Origin of the sequence: uncultured Clostridium sp., from assembly GCF_900547735.1 — a bacterium.
GTDB lineage: Bacteria > Bacillota > Clostridia > Lachnospirales > Lachnospiraceae > Otoolea.
On the sequence record NZ_URHZ01000100.1, the window covers coordinates 1 to 16,115 of the forward strand.

Genomic DNA, 16,115 nt, shown 5'->3' on the forward strand with positions numbered 1-16,115 from the left:
GGGGGAATCCGGAGAAAAAAATTCCTGCGGGGACTCGCTCCCGCTTGTGAAGCGCGCAGCGGATGCTAAGCTCGGAAAAAGCGTCCTTGCTAAGCACCGGCGGGCTTCAATGTCTCCCTTCGGAAAGTTTTTCTCCTCCTTCCCCGGGCAGATTGTCGATGGGACTGAAGACTCAGGGAAGGTGGTTGCCCCGTCCGCCGGCTTCAGGGGCTGATTGTCTCTTCCGTCAAGTGCGGGGGAGGGTATTGCCGCGGCCACTATGTGACTGTGATACTTGTAAGTTCTTCGATTTGAGTGTTTCCACCTTGCAATGCGCCTATTGACTAAATTGATCTGAATTTAAAATGGATGCAAATATTTCCGCGTTAATTTCATTCTCAATTTGACAGGAGGCATTCTCCTGCATATGGAAGAACTTAGTGGTCGCGACAATACCCTCCCCCCTGAAGGAAGAGAACAAATCAGCCACCGCAGGTGGTCCGGAATGGCGATAACCTTCGCGTCTTCAGTCCCGGCCTATAACCTGCCCGTGGGGAAGTAGGGAGAAAACTTTCCGGAGGGGACATTGGAATCCGCCGGTGCTTGATGAGGTTTTACACGAATCTAGCACCCGCTGCGCATTCCACAAGCGGGAGCGGGTCCCCGCAGGAATTTTTTCTCCCGGATTCCCCACCCGCGACAACCAAAAATCCGGGACTGAAGACTCACAATCCCCTTCTCACCATCCCGAACCCCGACCGTCCCGGCGGCGTTCTCATCCCCCTTGTCTTTTCCCGCAGTCTCTGCTAAGATTATTGGCAGTTTACATCATTTTCACTCTGAAAACTTTTTTGAAGTTATTTGGAGAGGCACGTCGTTTATATAAGTGAGACGGATGAGAAAGGGGGCGATCCTATTAATGCGGAACAGCAGTTGGAACAATGGATAAACCAATATCAGAATTTAATATATTCAATCTGCTATAAGTTCACAGGCAACTATTTTGATGCCGAGGATCTGGCCCAGGATACTTTTCTTTCCGCTTATAAAAGCATGGCCTTCTTCGATGGCAGCAACGAGCGGGCCTGGCTTTGCAAAATCGCCACCAACAAAAGCCTCGACTATCTGAAACGGGCAGGCAGAAAATCAGTACCTACTGAAGACGTCTATTTTACTGCCATCGCTGCGCCCGATTCTGTGGAAGAGAAATACCTGGAAAAGGAGGTACGACAGAAGCTCTATGACTGCTGTCTCGCCCTCAAACCTCCTTACCGGGAGGTGGCCCTTGACTATTATTATCATGAGATGGAAATCAGTGAAATCGTAGCTAAGACAGGAAAAAACATAAAAACATTGCAGACCCAGATTTACAGGGCGAAGGGGATGCTGAAAAAACTCTATGGAAAGGAGGAACCGGCATATGGAAAAACAGCACATCGATCCGAAGCGGTTTAAGGATAACCTGACACAGGAAGAATGCGCCCACCTTGCATCATGTCCGTTCTGCCGTGAACGGTTTGCGGATTATATCGAGACGCAGGAACTTATCACCGCGCCCAGACATTTAAAATCCGATACCCTGGAACGGAGCAGGAATCTGGACGTACAGCTTATTGCAGGCACGAACCATCTTTCCAAACGGCTGCAGTTGTTCTACTTCAGCCTTAAGGTCGGGGCCGCAGTCCTGTGCGCACTGACCATGCTGACCATCCTCCCCGGACTTTCCAGGGAAATAAGCGCAAGGCAGGATGCGGCGGCAAGACAAAGCCATACAAGGTCCGAAAGCCAGTGGTTCTACTATGACACAGTAAATTATTTAACGGAACAGTTGGGAAAACTGTCCAATATCAATATGGAGGTATTTAAGAATGACGAAAAAGAAAAGTAAATTATTGACATTCTGCTGGTCCCTGATTCCCGGCGCCGGAGAAATGTATCTTGGATTCTTTAAACAGGGGATCAGCCTCATGGCAATCTTTGCGGTATTACTCGGGATATCAGGTTTTTTACAGCTCAGTTTCCTGACCTTCCTGTCACCGATTGTCTGGTTTTACAGTTTCTTTCACACAAACAACCTGAATTCATTAAGCGATGAGGAATTTTACAGTCTGGAGGATGACTTTATCATCCACTGGAATGATATCTCCCCCAACCAGGACGCCGTTAAGAAACATTACAAGCTGGTGGCAGGCTGCCTGATTTTCTTTGGAATCAGCATTCTGTGGAAGCTGTTTTCAAGACTGCTGTTCTGGTACATTATACCGGCCCTCTATCTGACCAACGAGGCGTCGGAACTGATCCGCTTTATTACCAATACCGTACCGCAGGGTGTTGTGGCAATCGCCATCATCATCGCAGGCATCTATCTGATTAAAGGAAAACACGACGAACTTAATAAAGATAACCCGGATATCCCGAGTCCTCCCTATCTGGAGCACAAAGGAAACTAAATGGGATTTAAAAAACCGTGAGGCGGAAACTGCCCCACGGTTTTTGCTGTTATTCCTCCCCAACACCGGACAAGAGAAGTTTATCATGCCTCCCAGACGCGGGACAGAAGGAATGTTTCAAGTTCCTCCACACTTTCTGCCAGATACTTTGCTCCGGCTCCCGTAAGCTCCTCTGAGGAGCCGTAGCCGTACAGAACTCCGACGCAGTCAATTCCGTTCTCCGCCGCGCCTATGACGTCGTGTTTCCTGTCTCCCACCATGAGCACGGGCGTTACGGCCGGATCGGCATTCAGGCGCTTTAGTGTATACTCAATGACATCACCCTTTTTCACCCGGGTTTCTTCCATATCGGCGCCTCCCACCAGCTTGAAAAAAGAAAGCAGGCCGAAATGTTCAAGAATCTGTACCGCAAAAATCTCCGGCTTGGATGTGGCCACGGCCAGGGTGAAGCCTGCATCGTTCAGGTTTCCGAGCATCGTTTCCATGCCCAGGTACACTTTATTCTCAAACATGCCCTGCTTTGTAAAATATTCATGGAATACGGGGATTGCCTCCCTGGCATCCTTCACGGTAAAACCGTAGAACTCCACAAAGCTGTCCACCAGAGGAGGGCCGATAAAAGGACACAGGCTGTCCAGATCGTTTTCCTCGATTCCGTATGCATTCAGTGCATGCTGAACCGCCTTCGTAATCCCTTCCTTCGGATCCGTCAGCGTTCCGTCCAGATCAAACAGTATGATTTTTTCCACTTTTCTTTCCCTCCGCACATTCCATGTAAAATCCGTCTCTGCAAGCAGTGAAAAGCACGCTTCGCGGACTTTTCATTGCCACTCAATACGGAAAGAAAGGCGGTACAGCCCCCGCCGTACCGTCTTTCCTTCATCACGATGCTTCCGCATCCTGTTATTTAAGTTTCTATCAGCCTAATTCATCAACTACTTTCTGAATGGCAGCAAGTGCGTCGTCAGGCAGCTTGTCATAGCCTTCCTTAGCTACTTCGAATGCCTTGATCTCATTGACACGGTCGTTCATACGTGCCTTTAACTGGCTGACATACTCCGGATCTTCCATGTTCGGGATAAATCCTTCCCAATCCAGAATTTCGATATCGGAGAATGGGCCCCATTTGTGGAACTGAGCCGTTTTCTCAACGATTGCTTCGAGAATGCCGAGGGTATCGGCCGGTTTAACCTTCTTGCCCATGAAGTCACCGGTATTGACGATGTAGCAGTCTACATTCTTTTCTTCTACCAGTTTCTTAAACTTATCGTAGTCGTTGGACAGAGGATAAGTACGGAATGGGTTGGCATACGGTACTACTACCAGCTTATTCGGATCTACGCCGGGAGCCAGACGCTCAGCGGAGGAACGTTTGGTCGCCAGGGTTGCGCCCATAACGGATGCCAGGGATGCGCCTTTCAGCTTCACTACCGGCGGGATGGTCGGGTCTTTCATGATCCAGAAGATCGCATTGACAGGGGAATCAACCTTGTCTACACGGTTCGGGGACCAGAGTTTGGACTTGATGGCACGTCCATTGCCGTTACGGATGTCTTCCGTCACTAACTGAATCTTTCCGTCCTCATCGAGAGTTGCGGAGCAGTTCTGTGCCGTCAGGAGGTACTTGTTGTCCTCACATCCGGTTGGGTAATCGGCTGTCTTATCAAAATAGGTCGGCTCCAGGGCAACGGATGCGCAGGTATCTGTGTTGATGACGAACGCGTCGTCGTGGAGAACCTTAATCTCGTATTTTCCGCCATGTTTTGCATGGGTCAGAGTGGATTTACCGGAACCTGACAGGCCGTAAACAGAAGCAACATACTTGCTGCCGTCTGCCAGTGTGTATTCTTTCTGGCCGCCGTGGCAGGATGCATAACCGTTGCGGTTGGCAATTGCCCATGCCATTGTCAGAGTGCCCTTCTTGTGCTCACCGAAGTATCTCATACCAAGGATACATGCACAGTTCGTCTCTGTGTTGAAGTAGCACAGAGTCTTCTTCTGCGGATCGGACAGACAGTCTAAGGATACGTTTGGACGGTCGGAACCGTTCCACTGCGGATCGGAGAAGATATAGATATCGGCTTCCCTGCCGTCTCCAACCGGTTTGGAATTCTTGTACATTCTTACATATTCGTCGGACATATACTGGAAGTTGAGCATCCAGTTATACATGATATTCTCTTCGCCCTCAGGAAGCAGCAGATGTGCCTTAACCATAAATTCAGGATCCAGGCCTACAAATACTTCTGCATGATACATTGTTTTCCAGCGGGATTCATAAATGGCGTCCATGGCTACGAGATCCAGGGCCGCACAGTCTACACCTGGCTCACCGGCGATACGGCGTGCTGTTGCATAACGTCCGGTAATGGCTCCATCGTTAAATAACAGTACTTTCGCATCCTTCTCCAGGCCGAACTCCTCACCCCTGTATACCGGCATATCGGTTACAACGGTTCCAGGAGAATTCTTTGCTAATTCATACGCTTCTTTCAAGGTGTTTACTTTCACCACATTATTTCCGTAGAAAGCTGCTTCAATGATGGATCTTGTCTTAGAAAAGCCCGGCTTGCCTGCGCCGATCTCACTAATTGGGTAGTACGATTTTGTTGACATCTTAGTCCTCCTTTATACTGCACCTCAAATTTGCCTCAATTATCTCACTTTGTTAAACAAAAGTCAATGCCTGGCCTCATAAAATTATTATTAAGGTTATTATAAAATTTTTAGTAAAACGCTCTCTATTTTGCGGTTTATTTTATGTACATTGACCAGCCGTTTTTGTCCGGAACCGTCATTAGTTACAAATTCACGGCCAGTTTTCCGTAGCATACTGACACCGGATGGTAAAGTTCGTCCTCTGCGGACACCCTGCTGCCCGAGACAGCGGGAGGCGGTTTCCTCCCAAGCGGACCCGGTAGACAATAGAGAATCCAGGAGCACTTTCCTACGATATGAAAAGAGGCGCCGGAGTCTCCCCTTTACGGGCAGACACAGCACCTCATTTGCAATGTAAATCCATTATTCTTTATTTAAAAAATTCATGCCTTCCATGCTGCATGACAAAGGACAGACGACCATCAAACCATTTCACATTGGATGATTCCGATCCGCCCCGGTTCATAAAGTACAATGCTCCCTGGGAGTAATCTTCTCCTGCCAGCGCGCGATCCACGCAGTCTATCGTCTGCTGGGTCACCTTGCAGGTGTTTATGCTTCCGTCTATTACCGGCGAAAACTGGGATCTCTCATACACTACATCAGTTACATTGTCTGGAAATTCCCCGCTTTTAACCCGGTTTATGATGACATTGGCTACCAGAATTTTACCCTTCTCATCACAGATTCCCGCCTCAGCCTGTACGATCCTCTGCAAAACTCTGTAATCACCGTCCGAATACCTGATTACAGCCTGTTCGCGTTTTAACCGTGCGCGCTCGACGCGTTCTTTTTCCGCTGCTTCTTCCGCCGCCTGCTGCGTCTGCATCAGGACTTCTCTTTCAATCTCCTCGATCTCCAGTGCGGACTTGGCCAGTTCATCCTGTATGTTTTTTTCCAGCAGACTTCCTATAAGCCGCTGGCCCTGTTCTTTTGAAGCGGTAAGCAGAACTTCCATGTCAGTTCCAAAGCTTGTACTTTCTTCCCCCGACTGCATCATATCCGGCAGTTTTTCCTCATCCTCACTGTTTTCGTGATAGGCTGCGGCCGCAGTCTTTCCTGCGCCTGCAAAACTGCTCGAACTAAAAGATACCACCGTCACAACTGTCAGTCCTGTTACCAGCACTGCGGCTGTACGGTACATTTTTTTTGTCACACTAACAACCAACGACTTGACAAAATGATAAGCAGTCTGAAGAAATGAGTAAATGTTTGGCATACACTCTCCTCTTTCTTTTAGGCTCTTTTTTGTTCTGCAATGGTTTCAGGGGTACCCTTCCCCACTGCCTGTTTCAAGTGACGGTGGTAATTATATGGGAGTTTCGTAAAAACTGTCAATAACTTTTTAACATTTTTGTGACATCATACAGTGCTGCTTAACTTTTCGTTAACACTTATGTCAAATCTACACAATCTTTTCACCGTTTTTTACCATAAAATTTATATATTTTGGCAAAAGCTTTTTTCATAAGCTATAACAGTTATGGCAATTTCTTCCATATGAAAAAAGTGTCGTTTTATGTCTATTGATTTTTATGTTAACTATTTTCAGACTTTTTGCCTTCCGATCATTGTGATTTTTTGTGCTTTCCGTTAGATTAGCGGAGCAAAACCGGCTTCAAGATAGCCTGCAAGATCCTCCGGATTTACCGATACCTGGACTCCGCGCATTCCGGCGCTGACGGTGATCCGATCGTAAAGCTGAGCTGTTTCTTCTATATAAGTAGGGAACCGTTTTTTCATCCCGACCGGGGAACAGCCGCCGCGGATATATCCGGTCAGAGGCAGTAAATCTTTCATGTGGATCATCTCCACTTTCTTATCTCCGGCCGCCCTGGCCACCTTCTTTAAATCCAGTTCTTCATCGACCGGAATACAGCAGACCAGATACCCCTTCTTCTCTCCCTTCAGCACCAAAGTTTTATACATGCTGTCGTGATCCACGCCCATTTTGTCGGCTGCATGGCTGCCCGATAAATCACTCTCGTCCACTTCGTATTCACCCGGTTCGTATTCGATTCCGGCCGCATCCAAAAGGCGCATTACGTTTGTTTTTGTCATAGTTATGTCACTTCCTGTTATTATTCACAGCCATGATTCCGCGAGGTGTTCTCACGCACATTTTGCGTGAAAATCACGAGTTGTACGGCGCAACGCAACGAAAAGTACGCGATGCGGACTTTTCATTACAATCAACGGTGTTTTTTCCTTTTGTTGGATATATTAGCACAGCTTTTGAGGATAGTAAAGGGGAATCGGGGCTAGAACTTTATCTTCAGGATCCGGCTCGGACGGCCCGCGTCGTTTATCATCCTTTTTCCGTCCTCTTCGATATACCCGCACTGCTCCAGCTTCTCCACCATGCGGTACATTGACCGGAGTGAACAGCCGTAGACAAGGGAAAGTTCATTTACCGTGAATACATTGCTCCTGTATTTCTCCACAATGGCGTGGAATTTGAGCACCGTGTTGATGCTCAGAGATGTCTCCTCCGCAATCTTCTGCCACCGGCGGTCGGCAGGAACGCTCTCTTTTTCCTCACTGCTCAGAATCGGTCCGTCCACCAGCACATTGTTATAGACAACATAGGCGCAGGAAACCTCCTGCGTAAGCGCTTTATCCAGGGCAGCCCTGGCGTTTTCCCCCGCCTCCCACATAAGATCCGACGTGCCTGCGCCGATGCTCAACCGGCATCCCGCCGCTTTCCGGACCTCCCTCAGCAGATTGCCGAGGCGAGTCCTGTACGGCAGTCTCTCGAACACATTCCTGTCCACGACCAGTATATACTTTCCCCAGGCAATCTCCTCCACCGCCGCCTGCAGTTCCAGTGCAAATGACAGTATTTTCTCCGCCGCTTTCAGTTTGTCAAGTTCCAGATAACAGCCGCTCCTGTCCTGCCGTGTCCCCTTTCCCGTCTCCATATAAATGATCAGCGTCTGCCCCGTCTCCTTCTCTTTTAAAAAATACTCCAGTCTCAGCTTCTCATAGGCCAGGCGTACATTTTCATAGGTGGAACCGACCAGAATAGAGGGGATCCCCATTTTCTGAAGCCGTTCATGGACGGGGCTGATACAGGTAAGACAGACGCTTGTATTCCTGCTGCGGTATGTCTCAGAATGGAATGAAACCATCCCTTCGACCGTCTCGTCAAAAAGTGTGCTGTCCCTGTATGCATCCTTATACAGATAAACCGAGTCGAGATTCCCGCACCGTCCCGTCTCCTCGAATATTTCACGCAGCTCCTCCTCCCCATACCCGTCGACACTGATACGGCTTATATCATACCCCCCGGACAGGGCCTGCAGCAGCGTGTGGTAGAGCGTCAGGATATCCCTGGCAACATAACCCGTGATTTTCTTCGGCGACACATGGCCGGTAAAATACATGTAGTCATAATACCCGGCAATGATAATGATATCCGCTGTTTTCTGAAGCTGCTGGAACAAAGGCAGATGTTCCTCCTTCGGCAGGCTTTCCAGTTCCAGGCGGCTTATTTCAAGGCCTCTGTCCATCTGCCTTAAGGCCATTTCCATATTATTGATCTTTGCCGGGGCTCCAACCAGTCCGACTATCATATCATTGCCCTCCTTTTTTTAACAATATACCATGTTTCCCCTCTGTCTTAGTTCATGTATGCGATTTTTCCGTCTTTTCCTATACCGGCCCAAGCCCGATTATCTGAGCCGCGGTAACGGCGCCGAATCCGATCAGCGTCCAGGCAATCAGCATTGGAATCACCCATTTCAGCCACTTTTGATAGGGAACACCGGCCACGGCCAGACAGGCCATAAGCGGACCGCAGGCCGGAGTCAGCAGATTCGTAACCCCGTCGCCGTAATGGAACGCCAGGACGGCAACCTGACGGTTGATTCCAAGGACATCGGAAAGAGGCGTCATAATCGGCATTGTCACGGCCGCCTGGGCGGAACCGGATGGGATTATCATATTGAGCAGCCACTGGAACACATACATTCCGTTGGCGGCCAGTACCTTCGGCATTCCCTGCAGGCAGGACGCCGCGTGGTAAATGATGGTGTCCGTGATATTGCCGCTGTCCAGGATGACCAGAATTCCTCCCGCCACTCCCACAATCAGCGCTCCCGGAATAATATTTTTCGCTCCGTCCAGAAATGTGTCCGCAATGGAGGATGCGGAAAATCCTCCGATGATTCCTGTCAGTATTCCAAAGCCCAGAAATAATGCGGCCAGCTCCGTCATATACCAGCCATATCTGGCAACGCCGAATATCGTAAGAACAAATGTCCCCAACAGCAGAAGACCCAGAATCTTGTGTTTCCCTGTGAATGTTTTTATTTCCGACAGATCGATCTCCGTCCCCACGGAGGTGCTGATTCCGTACATCAGGCTCTTCTCCGGATGATCTTTAATCTTCTTTGCATATCTCATCAGCAGGAAAATGGTAACGGCAATCGTTACGGCACACCAGATACTCCGGTACCACAGGCCGGAATATAAGGGAACATCCGCGATGCTCTGTGCAATTCCCACATTGAAGGGATTCATCATTCCATTGATATGGCCCGCCCGGATGCCGCAGTATGCAAGCCCGGCCGCCAAAAGCTCATCATACCCCATATATTTGCAGAGAGCCAGCAGGATCGGCACGAAAATAATGACTTCCTCAGCCATACCGATTGTGGCTGCCAGAAAAGACAGAAGAATGACAATCGCCGGGAACAGGATTTTCTCCTGATTTGAAAATTTCTTCATTGTTGTTCCCACGAGCGCTTCCGTAAATCCAGTCCTGTTTAACATCTCAAAAGCTCCGGCGATAATAAATACAAAGAATATAATGTACCCCGCCTTTTCAAGCCCCGAGGGAATTGCGCAAAGGATTCCCATCAGGCCGACCGGAGTATTGGCCGCCCTCGTATAGCTTCCGGGATCCACAACCGATTTACCGCTGCTCTCATTTAAGATATACTGGTAATTTCCCGCCGGAATGATGTAAGTACAGACCGCCGCAATCAGAATAATGATACATATCAATACATAAGGGTTCAACAGATTGTTAAGCCGCTCTTCTCTTGTTTTTGCTCTTTTTTCCTCCATATCTCATATCCCTTTCATCCCTGCTCCCCGCTGTTTACAAACACCGGAGACACCCACGCTCTGTTTCCGTCTTTTAAATACGCTTTTATATAGTAGAGGTTCAGCCCGGCCTCCATGCCGGAGTCTTTAAATTCTCCCGTAAAGCTGTAAACGCCGTCCTCCGGTTTTTCCTGCGTCCTCTCCAGGGAAAACGTCACTTTTCTTCCCACTTCCCCGATATAATGTTCATATGGAACGTCCGTTATCATTTCCAGGGGGACCGTTACCGTTTTCTGCATGCTGGCGAAGATGATTTCACACTGTTTTCCTGAAACGGGAATTACATCCATGATCACTCCGTCCTCATCCCCCGATGTCTTTGACTTAAAGTGGAGGGTCTGGTTTCCGACAGACTGGATTCCCTCTCTGCAATTGTCGATTGCAAAGTTTTCCGCCCCTACGATTCTTCCGTTCCTCACCAGAATGCTGCCGTCCCATCGGACCGATTTGTTCCGGTAATATGTCTTTACTCCGGTCCATGCAATTTTGATTTTCTTTTTTCCATCTGCTTTACAAATCATTTCCTCACGGGCATTTTCCATTCCGGTATCTTTCATTCCGGTATTTCCGGCCTTATCGTCCAGTTTAACAGAATCCGGGGTAAATGTATGTATTCTGTCCAGATTTCTATATAATTCCACACGATCCACCGGGGCATTGGCTCTGATCCCAAATTCGGCCGTCACCTCGTTTCCGGCTGTTATCTCACTTCCCATCACCGCTCCGTTCACGTTAAATTCCGCGATAATCCGGGATGAGGTTGTCCCGTAACATCTCCTTTCTTTAAGCGCCTCCCAGATTCCCTCCCGGGTCAGTTCCTTTGCATACACCGCAGTAAGCCCCGATTTCACGTCAAAGGTCGCACCGAAGCTGCCTGAATCCGTTCCGACAGGGTAGGATAACCCCAGTCTTGACGTGTGATCGTCGCTGCTGGCAATAAAGCCTACCTTCATCTTTCTCGACACCGCTTCTTCCAGAAACCAGTCGAAAATACCGTGGTGGGAATGCACCTCTATTACCGGTGTCAGTTCCGGGTTATAGAATGAAAAATCGGCATGACGGCCTCCCACATGCGGAATCGCCATAACATCCGTCCTTCCCCTGAAACGCTCCCACAGTTCGCTGACGGGATAGCAGTCCTCCCCATCATCTTCCCTGCCTCTGCCCTCGTATCTTCCCGGTTCCTTGTAAAGCCACCGGCTGCTGTGATACAGTTTTTCCCCGTCATTCAGGTAATAAATGTTGTGATCTCCCCCGGCGCAGGTATTTCCCGACCATTCGTACCCCGGAAATACAACAAAACGGCCGTCGCAGTGATTCTTTCTGATTGCCTGCCCTACATGTTCCCAGTTTTCATCCGAAACTTCAAAATCATTTCCCTGCCACCCGGTAAAATCAAGGGCTCCCACCTCTCTTGCAAATTCCATGGAGTCTTCCATGCTGCCCAGGCCGCCGGCTTCGCAGTTCTGGCCGTGCATGTCTCCCCAGAATAGACGGTATGCCATCTTGTTTTCCGCCTTGACTACATTGCCTGCCGAGTGAAGATCATAAGCCGGGATGTGGGCATGCGCAAGGTAGCTGCCCTCCTTTTCAATCCTGCATGTTACCAGCTTAACGCCCCTGTCCTCCCGCTCCATGCAGATCCGGCGGCTTTCGCACCAAAATCCGGCGGGAGTCTCGATCTCCACCTCCCCTGTAAATTCATCACAGCGGTTGCCATGTTCATCCAGAATCCGTATTCTCATTTCAAACGGCTCATTTACCCCTACTTTGCTGGGCGCTACCAGACCGACTTCCCCGCAGACGCCGCTCTTCACATGCAGAAAGCAGGCCGGATGTATTTCCTCATAGCGGTTGCTGCCAAATGGATCCACCATCACTATGATCCTGTGGTTCCTTTCCGCCATTGTCTGGGTTATGATTCCCGGTGAACCTGCCGAGGTGTCTCCCAGAAGAAGCTCGACCCGATCTCCCTCCTTTAAACATCCGTCACTGACGTGTACGGTAACCGCATTCTCATAGGGCCTGATTCCATCCGAAACAGGGAGGATTTTTACCGATGCCTCCCCGCTTGCCGACACGGTACTGTAGCCCGATTCCCGTTCGTCTGCGGTCTGCACCGCCTCCCAGTCGGTTACCCCCTGTCTCGCAAATCGGATATTTCCTCCATCGTCAATTCCGTATTTTCCGACCGTGTATACCGCCCGTATCGTGTTCGGCATCCCGGCCGTCAATTCCCCCTGCAGCACTTCACAAAACAGGCTGCCCAGATATTCCTGATTCAGTCTCATTGCTCACCCTCCCATGTTTTTTCTTTATCACCACTATATCAAAGACAATATGACAAAAAAAGGCGAAGAAACTGTCATTAAATCGGACTTCAGGAAATGAAAAACAAGAGCTGCTCACCTTTATTCCCAACTATCCATTTCCACTCAAAAAAAGAGAAAACATTTCTGTTTTCTCCGATCAATATTTCTATTATTCTATACTTTTAATTCGATGTCTCTGGTTCTATATCTCCTGCTATATCTCCGGTTTCATGTCTCCGGTTTTCTTGTCTCCGGTTTTCATGTCTCCGGTTCTATCTTCCTGTCCCTATAAAAGCCGGACCTTCTTCGGCTTAAACGGTACCACCTCGGCGCTCACATACCATTCCACCTGCTGTTGCTCCTCAAAATGCATGGCGGAGCAGGCTGTTTTTACATCGAAATCCGTCAGTACGCTTACCCCCCGCGCGCCTCCGATAATATTCACGGCAACGGAACAGTCCGATTCGGACGGCTCTTTCCTGATGGGGTTATCCGAGCGGGCACAGTCACGGACCATAACAGCGCCTGACGATGCTTTCGGAGTTGCTTCCCTGTATTCCAGTTTACAGTATTTCTCCGGGTAAATAAAGCAGTCCTGTTCCTTATCCAGATTCCACTTCATCTCTTGATTGTCCATGGAGGCATGGGTGCAGGACAATATATGGAGACACCGTTTATCCCGTGTGACCGGATGGGTAAATTCCACATCAAAGGGAGCGCAGCCCACAACCGAAGTGAAACGGCATCCGCATGGAACCGTATCGGCATAAGCCGTTATGGTCATGTCCAGCGTCTTTATCTCTTCCGCGTCTTCGGGCCGGAAAAAACGCGCCCGGTAAAACGACCAGGCCGAGTCCCTGTCCAGTTCGTATGCTTCCAGTAATTCCGCAGCGTCCTCATCCTCCCTTTCGTCATCCGTCCCATACCACGAAGTTCCGCTCCATCCCTCTCCTTCAACCTTCTTTCCATTGACATGAAGATCGAATTTGCAGTGCCCGCCGAAGGGATCGGCCGCCCTCCGCTCATTCTGCTGCTCCATCGTAAGGCCAATGCGTTCCGTACGCGGCCATTTTTCAAAGAATTCTTTTACTTCTGTGATTGGAATCCGCTTGCAAATGTCGACGGAAATCCCCTCCTCAAAGCAGTAGACTGCCGGTACCAGCCATTCATGGCCGTTGCAGCGGAACACTCTTTTTATGTCCAGGAGTCTGCCCTCCTGCATGTTTTTATCTCCTTCCCCAAAATTACCTGTAAAATATACTTTCATCTGCCGTTCCCTTCTATCCTCATTTCCAAACTTTCCCTGACATGCCGATCCGTTTAAATCAGTTGATACTCCTGCGGATTACGGCGTACCGTCTTAAGGCTGATATACCATTCCGTCTGCTCCCTCTTTTCAAAATGCATCGAGGAACGGGCTCTTCTACGGCTGTGAGCGGCAGGCGCATCTCCCTTATCCGCGCCGAAGATCATTCCGATGGCCGACGGGCCGTCTAAAGACTCTTCATCTTCGCGTTTTGCCGGATCGTCTTCGGATGTGTCTTTCACCACGATTTTCCCATCCGGCGGCTTATCTCCCTCCACCTCGTACTCCATCACGCAGTAATTCCCCGGGAATGTGACTTTGCCAATCCCCGGCATCTCATGTTCCAGGGATTCATCCGGCAGAGCCTCTCCGGTACACGAAAGCAGGGAAAGACGATATTCCTCCCCTGTAATGGGATCGCGGAACGGTACTTTAAACGGCCCGCATCCTGCGGATGTTGTAAAATGGCAGCCGCAGGGTATTTCCTCATCCTCCGGTTGAAACAAAAGAGACAGGGAAAGGATCTCTTCCCGCCCCTCTGCGCCCCAGCGGTAATACGCGCGGTGGATATACCAGGCAGAATTCCGGTCGAGGCCATATGCTTCCATCGCCTCTCCCATCACATCGCTGCCCGCTTCTTCCCCGAAACCCTGCCAGCCGCCGCCACAGCTCCTATCTCCGGCCATCGTCCTGCCGTTCACCCTGAGCTTAAAAGAAACTTCAAAGTTCCACGGGCTCTCATACTCTATTAAATCGCGCTGCTCTGCGGTAAGTTCCTCTTCATCTGCTCCGGCCCACTTCCTGTAAAATGCCTTCACATTCTCCACCGGAATTTTACGGCAGATATCAAGAACCAGTCCCTGATCGCAGCAATAAACTGCGGGAACCAGCCATTCATATCCCCCGTATTCAAACGACCGGCCCAGAATCACCTGCGTACCGGCCTTCTCCCGGTTCCCACGCCCCCGGAAATTTCCTGAATAATATACTTTCATAAATGCTGCCCCTGTTTTCTAAATTGATACGGGTATCCTGAAAGCAATATGCACGCTTTCAGGATACCCGTCCTGCCAAAACGCCGTCCCCGCCGTAAATGAGGCGCAGAAACGGTTCAATACTCAAAAATCAAGCCGTTGCGCCCGCATTCCCGATCCTCTGCAGCAGGCTATGAGCCCATTCATAATCTTTCTTATGCACGTAGAATGTGTATGAGCACTCCTCCCTGGCCAGCAGTCCCGCCGCCAAAGGTCTCATACCGAGGCCTCCAAGCGGACCGCCGCGGCTGCTCACTTTAAACGTGTAGTTAATCCCTGCGGCGGCAAGCGCATCCCTGACCTCGGCCTGCTTTTTCATATTCTGTGTTACATATACCTCCCTTCTGTTAAAGATAGAAAGCATCTACCTCCCTCCTCCCGTTCTTTTTCTATAAATAAAATACACTGCGGTAATAATAACCATTAATACGGTTATAACGTAAACAGAGGTGGAATCACCTGTCTTGCACGCTATATAGATAGCCGTCGGGCCGTCCGCCCCTCCTATAATTGAAATCGCTCCCTGGGCCTGTTTATCAATATACAGGCTCACGCAGCTTAAAAGTATTCCTGCCGCCGTCAAAACAGAAAGAATCAGTCCGATTACTTTTCCCTTCCCTTTCATCCATCATGCCCCTTTCTATTGTCTGTCAAATCCCAGATACCTGGTTCCCTGGAATGTCAAATGCCCTGTATCTCCTTCCGCAAGCATCCCATAATCACTGCCGCTAAGCTGCAGTTCCATCCTGTCGCCGCTCTCCACCTCAAATGTCGCATAGTAACTGGTGGAAGACGTGGAATGTGTTCCGTGGGCGCCCGTGGCATCCCCGGCATTGCAGTGCGTGTGATGGCTGACATTCGTGCGCTTGGCCACAATCCTGGCCTCCACCGTCAGCCTGGGCGACTGGTTATTGCGGTTCCATTCGCCGATGCCTCTTACAAACATCATAACAAACATTCCTATCACTATAAAGAATACCAGGAAAAACAGGATGTCAAAGCCTCCGCCGAAAAAAAACGAATCAAAAAACATCTTTTTCTCCTCCCTTATCTGAGTACAGTATAGATCATTTATGAAAATGATGTTTTACTTTTTTCTGTCAATTTCTGTAAATATGGATTTAATTGAGGAACGAGAACGCCGCCGGTGACGGTCGGGGTTCGGGATGGTGAGGGGGAGGGGATGAGTCTTCAGTCCCGGGCTGTAGTGTGTGGTGAGGGGGAATCCAGGAGAAAAAATTCCTACGGGGACTCGCTCCCGCTG

Annotated in this window: 16 protein-coding genes; 4 read left to right on the forward strand and 12 right to left on the reverse strand. The window is 49.5% G+C overall.

Features of this window, described 5'->3' with window-relative positions:
• From QZT18_RS21350 to QZT18_RS21365, 4 genes are all read left to right on the forward strand, one after another.
• Window positions 1–214 (forward strand): hypothetical protein (locus tag QZT18_RS21350; RefSeq protein ID WP_294151310.1); only part of this gene is annotated, 214 nt, incomplete at its 5' end.
• A 698-nt stretch (window positions 215–912) separates the two neighbouring features.
• A complete protein-coding gene (locus tag QZT18_RS21355; protein WP_294151312.1) occupies window positions 913–1,434 on the forward strand; it encodes an RNA polymerase sigma factor in 522 nt (173 codons plus the stop codon).
• On the forward strand, window positions 1,400–1,867 hold the full coding sequence (locus tag QZT18_RS21360; protein ID WP_294151314.1) for a hypothetical protein: 468 nt from the start codon (window positions 1,400–1,402) through the stop codon (window positions 1,865–1,867). The genes QZT18_RS21355 and QZT18_RS21360 overlap by 35 nt, the downstream gene beginning before the upstream one ends.
• On the forward strand, window positions 1,848–2,429 hold the full coding sequence (locus tag QZT18_RS21365; RefSeq protein WP_294151316.1) for a hypothetical protein: 582 nt from the start codon (window positions 1,848–1,850) through the stop codon (window positions 2,427–2,429). Before QZT18_RS21360 ends, QZT18_RS21365 begins: the two co-directional genes overlap by 20 nt.
• 83 nt (window positions 2,430–2,512) lie before the next feature.
• Here the strand turns inward: QZT18_RS21365 and QZT18_RS21370 are convergent, their stop codons facing one another.
• The 12 genes from QZT18_RS21370 to QZT18_RS21425 form a co-directional block, all read right to left on the reverse strand.
• Window positions 2,513–3,178, reverse strand: coding sequence for an HAD hydrolase-like protein (locus tag QZT18_RS21370; protein WP_294151318.1), 666 nt, complete (start codon window positions 3,176–3,178; stop codon window positions 2,513–2,515).
• Window positions 3,179–3,347: 169 nt separating this feature from the next.
• Entirely contained in the window at window positions 3,348–5,045 is a 1,698-nt protein-coding gene (locus QZT18_RS21375) for a phosphoenolpyruvate carboxykinase (ATP) (RefSeq protein WP_294151320.1), read from the reverse strand.
• Window positions 5,046–5,457: 412 nt separating this feature from the next.
• Window positions 5,458–6,306, reverse strand: a complete 849-nt coding sequence (locus tag QZT18_RS21380) for a cell wall hydrolase (RefSeq protein WP_294151323.1) — start codon at window positions 6,304–6,306, stop codon at window positions 5,458–5,460.
• A gap of 374 nt (window positions 6,307–6,680) precedes the next feature.
• The gene (gene ybaK, locus QZT18_RS21385) at window positions 6,681–7,148 is read right to left on the reverse strand and encodes a Cys-tRNA(Pro) deacylase (RefSeq protein WP_294151324.1); all 468 of its coding nucleotides are present in this window, start codon (window positions 7,146–7,148) and stop codon (window positions 6,681–6,683) included.
• Between the two features lie 200 nt (window positions 7,149–7,348).
• Window positions 7,349–8,662: a hypothetical protein gene (locus QZT18_RS21390; RefSeq protein WP_294151326.1), complete on the reverse strand. Its 1,314-nt coding sequence runs from the start codon at window positions 8,660–8,662 to the stop codon at window positions 7,349–7,351.
• A 79-nt stretch (window positions 8,663–8,741) separates the two neighbouring features.
• Window positions 8,742–10,160 (reverse strand): YfcC family protein, encoded by a 1,419-nt coding sequence (locus tag QZT18_RS21395; protein WP_294151327.1) that lies wholly within the window; start codon window positions 10,158–10,160, stop codon window positions 8,742–8,744.
• Between the two features lie 14 nt (window positions 10,161–10,174).
• On the reverse strand, window positions 10,175–12,490 hold the full coding sequence (locus QZT18_RS21400; protein ID WP_294151328.1) for a DUF3604 domain-containing protein: 2,316 nt from the start codon (window positions 12,488–12,490) through the stop codon (window positions 10,175–10,177).
• 307 nt (window positions 12,491–12,797) lie between these two features.
• The gene (locus QZT18_RS21405) at window positions 12,798–13,778 is read right to left on the reverse strand and encodes a hypothetical protein (protein ID WP_294151329.1); all 981 of its coding nucleotides are present in this window, start codon (window positions 13,776–13,778) and stop codon (window positions 12,798–12,800) included.
• A 53-nt stretch (window positions 13,779–13,831) separates the two neighbouring features.
• Complete coding sequence (locus QZT18_RS21410) at window positions 13,832–14,812, reverse strand: hypothetical protein (RefSeq protein WP_294151330.1); 981 nt, start codon at window positions 14,810–14,812, stop codon at window positions 13,832–13,834.
• A 130-nt stretch (window positions 14,813–14,942) separates the two neighbouring features.
• Window positions 14,943–15,215: a hypothetical protein gene (locus QZT18_RS21415; protein ID WP_294151331.1), complete on the reverse strand. Its 273-nt coding sequence runs from the start codon at window positions 15,213–15,215 to the stop codon at window positions 14,943–14,945.
• On the reverse strand, window positions 15,216–15,476 hold the full coding sequence (locus tag QZT18_RS21420; protein ID WP_294151332.1) for a hypothetical protein: 261 nt from the start codon (window positions 15,474–15,476) through the stop codon (window positions 15,216–15,218).
• A gap of 15 nt (window positions 15,477–15,491) precedes the next feature.
• Window positions 15,492–15,884, reverse strand: a complete 393-nt coding sequence (locus QZT18_RS21425; protein WP_294151333.1) for a DUF2500 domain-containing protein — start codon at window positions 15,882–15,884, stop codon at window positions 15,492–15,494.
• Between the last annotated feature and the right edge of the window lie 231 nt (window positions 15,885–16,115).